The organism is Kineococcus siccus (genome assembly GCF_009906795.1).
Classification (GTDB): domain Bacteria; phylum Actinomycetota; class Actinomycetes; order Actinomycetales; family Kineococcaceae; genus Kineococcus; species Kineococcus siccus.
In genome coordinates, this window is the sequence record NZ_JAAALN010000254.1 from 1 (window position 1) to 5,329 (window position 5,329).

2 protein-coding genes are annotated in these 5,329 nt (G+C 76.1%); one reads left to right on the plus strand and one right to left on the minus strand.

All coding sequences use genetic code 11. The features are described from left to right. Positions 1 to 1,126, plus strand: a 1,126-nt coding sequence (locus GTR02_RS19385) for a GGDEF domain-containing protein (RefSeq protein ID WP_166609125.1), incomplete at its 5' end; no start/stop codon positions are given. Positions 1,127 to 1,163: 37 nt separating this feature from the next. On the opposite strand, the gene hrpA is transcribed toward GTR02_RS19385, so the two are convergent. Continuing rightward, a complete protein-coding gene (gene hrpA / locus GTR02_RS19390; protein WP_166609126.1) occupies positions 1,164 to 5,273 on the minus strand; it encodes an ATP-dependent RNA helicase HrpA in 4,110 nt (1,369 codons plus the stop codon). Between the last annotated feature and the right edge of the window lie 56 nt (positions 5,274 to 5,329).

The following is a 5,329-nucleotide window of genomic DNA, read 5'->3' on the forward strand; positions in this document are numbered from 1 at the left end:
GCCCTGCCCGCGGCGCTCGGCCGCCCCGCCGACGCTGCCGCCGGAGCGGGCCGCACCGCCGCGCGACCGGCCGGCCGCACCGGCGTCGCCGCCGCCCGCCTGGCTGGCCGACGACGCCCAGGTGGCGGCCGACCTCGCGTCGGTGAGCCGGACCGGCAGCCGGCTGTTCCTGCTGCTCGCGCCGGTCCACCTGCTGCTGCAGCCCCCGGCCCAGGGCGTGCGCCTGGCCGCCGTCTCGGTCGCGCTCGCCGTGGTCTGCCTCGCGGTCCACGCCGCGCGGGAGGGCCCGCTCCTGCGCGGACGGCCGGGCGTCGCCCTGGCGGGCGTGCTGCTCCTCGTCTGCGCGCAGTGCCTGGTCTTCGTGGCCGTCATCGCCTCGGCCTGGGCGACCACGGCGGTGCTGCTGGCGGTCCTGGCCGCGGGCGCGCTGCTGCGCTCGCACGCGCACGTGCTGGTCGTCGTGCTGGCCACGGCGGGCGGCTGGGCGGTCGTGGCGGCCCGGCACCCGGGCGCCGGGGAGTGGCGCGAGTACGGCGTGCACCTGGCGTGCGCCACGGTCCTCGCCGGGGTCCTGCACGTGGTGCAGCTGCGCACCGTGGACCGCCTGCTCCTGGCCCGGCGCCGGCTGCAGGACGTGGCCCTCACCGACGAGCTCACGGGGCTCGCCAACCGCCGCGGGTTCCTCCTGCACGGCCGGCCGCGGGTCGAGGCGGCCCGGCGCGCGGGACGTCCCGCGTGCGTCGTGGTCGTGGACGTCGACGGTCTCAAGCGCGTCAACGACACGCGCGGCCACGCCGCGGGCGACGAGCTCATCGTGGCCACGGCGCAGGCCCTGCGCCGCGCCGCGGGCCGCGGGGCCCTGTGCGCGCGCGTCGGCGGCGACGAGTTCGCCGTGCTCCTCGAGGGCGCGACGGCGCGCGACGTCCGGGCGGGTGCCGACCGGCTCGAGCGGGCGCTGCTCGACGCCGGGGTCGCCGCGAGCCTGGGCGCGGCGGACCTCGGCGAGGACGCCTCGCAGCTCGACGACCTCGTCGCCGCGGCGGACGCCGCCATGTACGCGGCGCGCGAACTGCGAGGCGCCGACCCGGGCGCCGACCCGGGGCAGGCGCGGGTCGCCGGCCGGTGAGCACCCGCGCGGCCGCGGGCCGGTCCACGCCCCCGCGTCAGGGCGCCTCGACCAGCGCCTTCAGCACGCGCTCGTCGCTGACGGGGTGCGCGGTGGGCACGCCGGGCGCGAACTTCTGCAGCCGCAGCTCCTCGAGCGTCCAGCGGATCCGGGCGAGCTCGGGCGAGGGGTGCGCGCCGGCCTTGCGCAGCCGGGAGGCCCAGGCGTCCCGGACGCGGGCGAGCTCCGCCATCCGGACGCGGTCGCGCTGCGGGTTCTCGGGCACGGCGTCCAGCCGGCGGCCGATGCCCTGCAGGTAGCGCAGCAGGTCCGGCAGCCGGGTCCGGCCGGTGTCCGCGACGAAGCCCGGGTGGACCAGGCCCGTGAACTGCTCCCGGACGTCGGCCAGCGTCGGCAGCAGCACGAGGCTCTGGGTGCGGGCCATGCGGCGCTCGACGTCGGCGGCCGCCCCCAGCACCCGCAGGGTCCGCTGCACCACCTCGGCGGTCACGGCCTCCAGCTCGGCGCCCACGGCGCGGCGCAGCCGCTCGAACTCCGCGGCCGTGCGCACGGGGCCGCCGCAGCGGTCGAGGAGGTCGCGCAGGGCGGCGTCGACGCAGTCGGCGAGCACCGCCGCGGCGCTGCCGTGCGGGGCCCGCGCGAGCAGGAGCTTCGCCTCGTTGGGCAGCCCGGCCTGGACCGCGCGCAGCGGTGAGGGCACCTGCAGGTGCAGCAGCCGCAGGGTCCCGGCGCGGTGGGCCGCCGCCTGCTCGGCCGGCGTCGCGAACGTCCGCAGGCCCACCGTCGCCCCCTCGTCGACGAGGGCGGGGAACGACGTGACCTCGGCGCCGCGCCGCGTGCTGGTGTGCACGGTCGGGACCTCGGGCGGCAGGACGCCCGGGTCGTCGGGGTCGGCGTCCGCCGACCACGTCGTGGCCCCGGTGCGCTGCAGCTCGTCCGCGGCCTCGGTGAGGGTCTCGGTCACCGAGGTGACGAGGGAGTCGCGCAACCGCGCGAAGTCCTTGCCCTGGGCGAGGACGCGACCGTCCTCGCCCAGGACCCGGAACGTCGCGCGCAGGTGCGCGGGCACCTTGGACCAGTCGACGTCCTCCTCGTAGATCTCCGTGCCGTCGCCCAGGCGCGGCAGTTCCCGCTCGAAGGCCGCGAAGAAGTCCTCGCTGCGCGGCGTCACGCGGTCGAGGAACTCCGCCGCCCGGTCCGGGGCGGGCACGAGGTTCTTGCGCAGCGCCTTGGGCAGCGAGCGGAGCTCGGCGGTGACCAGGTCGTGCCGGAACCCCGGCACCTGCCACAGCAGGTCCCGGTCGTCGAAGCGGTTCACGACGCCGACGGGCACCTCGACCGTGACGCCGTCCTCGGGCGAACCGGGGTCGAAGACGTAGGTCAGGTCGAGGTCGAGGTCGCCCTGGCGCCAGCGGCGCGGGAACTCCTCCTCGCTGACCGCGGCGTCGTCGGCCACCAGCATGGCCGGGTCGAACGTCAGCAGGTCGGGCTGGGTCTGGCGGACCTGCTTCCACCACGCGTCGAAGTGCCGGCCCGAGACGACGTCGCGGCCCACGCGCGCGTCGTAGAAGGCGAAGAGGACCTCGTCGTCCACGACGATGTCGCGCCGGCGGGCGCGGTGCTCGAGCTCCTCGGCGTCGGCGAGCAGCTCCCGGTTGCGGTGGAAGAACGCGTGCCGCGTCTCGAAGTCGCCCTCCACGAGCGCGTGGCGGATGAACAGGTCCCGCGACAGCTCGGGGTCGATGGACCCGTAGGCCACGGTGCGCCCGGCGACGACCGGGACCCCGTACAGGGTCACGCGTTCCGTCGCCACGACGGCCGCGCGCTTGCGCGACCACCGCGGCTCGGAGTAGTTCCGCTTCACGACGTGCTCGGCGAGCGGCTCGATCCAGCGGGGGTCGATCGAGGCCGCGACGCGCGCCCACAGCCGCGAGGTCTCGACCAGCTCGGCGGCGACGACCCAGTCGGGCGAGCGCCGGCCCAGCGCGGAGCCGGGGAAGATGGCGAACCGCGCACCCCGGGCGCCCAGGTACTCCTGCTGGCGGGGACCGTCGGGACGGGTGCGGCGCTGGCCCTTGGCGGGTTCCTTGGGCAGCTCCTTCAGGCCGATGTTGCCGAGCAGGCCCGCGAGCAGCGAGCGGTGGATCCCGTCGCCGTCGTAGGTGGCCCGCGGCACGACCTCGCCCTCGGCGGGTTCGCCGAGCTCGGGCACCACGACGTCCATCCGCAGGTCCCGCACGATGCGGCGCAGCTGGCTGTAGGTGTCCTGCCACTCGCGGATCCGCAGGAAGTGCAGCAGCTCCGACTTCACGCGGCGGCGGTACGCCGACGACGACAGCTCGTCCTGCAGGTGGCGCAGGTAGGCCCACAGGTTGAGGTAGGTGAGGAAGTCGGACTGCTCGTGGCGGAACCGGGCGTGCAGCTGGGCCGCGCGGTCGCGCTGCTCGAGCGGGCGCTCGCGCGGGTCCTGCACGGACAGGGCCGCGACCACGACGAGGACCTCGTGCAGGCAGGCGTTGCGGTGGCCCTCGAGCACCATGCGGCCCAGGCGCGGGTCGATGGGCAGCTTCGCGAGGTCGCGGCCGATCCGGGTCAGGCGGGGCACGCCGCGGTCGCCCGCCCGCGCGTCCTCGACCGCCCCCAGCTCGGCGAGCAGCTGCAGGCCGTCGGTGATGCTGCGCTGCTCCGGGGGTTCGACGAACGGGAACGCCGCGATGTCACCCAGGCCCAGCGACGTCATCTGCAGGATGACCGAGGCCAGGTTCGTCCGCAGGATCTCGGGCTGCGTGAACTCCTCGCGGGACGCGAAGTCCTTCTCGGAGTAGAGGCGGATGCAGATGCCGTCGGCGACGCGGCCGCAGCGGCCCGCGCGCTGGTTCGCCGACGCCTGCGAGATGCGCTCGATCGGCAGGCGCTGCACCTTGGTGCGCACGCTGTAGCGGGAGATGCGCGCGGTCCCGACGTCGACGACGTAGCGGATGCCCGGGACCGTCAGCGACGTCTCGGCCACGTTGGTGGACAGCACGATCCGGCGGTGCCGCCCGGTCCGGAACACCCGGTGCTGCTCCTCGGCCGACAGGCGCGCGAACAGGGGCAGGACCTCGGTGCCGCGGAACTCCCGCTCCAGCAGCAGCGGCTGCAGCGCGTCGGCGGTGTCGCGGATCTCCCGCTCCCCCGGCAGGAAGACGAGGATGTCGCCCGGCCCCTCGGTGGCGAGCTCGCGGACCGCGTCGAGGATGCCCTCGGTCTGGTCGCGGTCGTCGTCGGGCAGCGCCACCTCGTTCGACCCCGAGGGGTCGGACTCGCCGACGCCGTCGTCGGACTCGTCGTCCTGGCCCGCCGCCTCGGCGGCCTCGGCCGCGAGCAGCGGGCGGTAGCGGACCTCGACGGGGTAGGTGCGCCCGGACACCTCCAGCACCGGTGCGCCGCCGAAGTGGTCGGCGAAGCGCTGCGGGTCGATGGTCGCGGAGGTGATGACGAGCTTGAGCTCGGGACGCCGCGGCAGCAGCTGCGCCAGGTAGCCGAGGAGGAAGTCGATGGTGAGGCTGCGCTCGTGCGCCTCGTCGATGATGAGGGTGTCGTACTGCAGCAGTTCGGGATCGCGCTGGATCTCGGCCAGCAGGATGCCGTCGGTCATGACCTTGACGAGGCTGTCCTCGCCGACGGTGTCGGTGAACCGGACCGCGTAGCCGACGGTGCCGCCGAGCTCGGTGCCGAGCTCCTCGGCGACGCGCTCGGCGACCGCGCGCGCGGCGATGCGGCGGGGCTGGGTGTGGCCGATGCGCCCGCGGACCCCGCGGCCGATCTCCAGGCACACCTTGGGCAGCTGGGTGGTCTTGCCCGAGCCCGTCTCGCCGGCCACGACGACCACCTGGTGCTCGCGCAAGGCGTCGGCGATCCGGTTCTTCTCCTGGCTGACGGGCAGTTCCGGCGGGTAGCGCAGCGCGGGGACGCTGGCCGCCCGGCGCTGCGCCCGCGCCTCGGCGGAGTCGACCTGCTTCTCGATGTCGTCCAGCGCCGTGGTCAGGGCGGCCTCGTCGCGCTGGCGCGCGAGGGCGGACAGGCGGCGGCGGAAGCGGTCCTCGTCGCGCAGGGACAGCGCCGTCAGCCGCTGGGCGAGGACGCCGGCGCGGGGGTCGTCGGGCAGCGCGCTCGGCGCCGCACCCCGCTGCCGGGGGCCGGAGGAGGCGGTGCGCTGGGGTG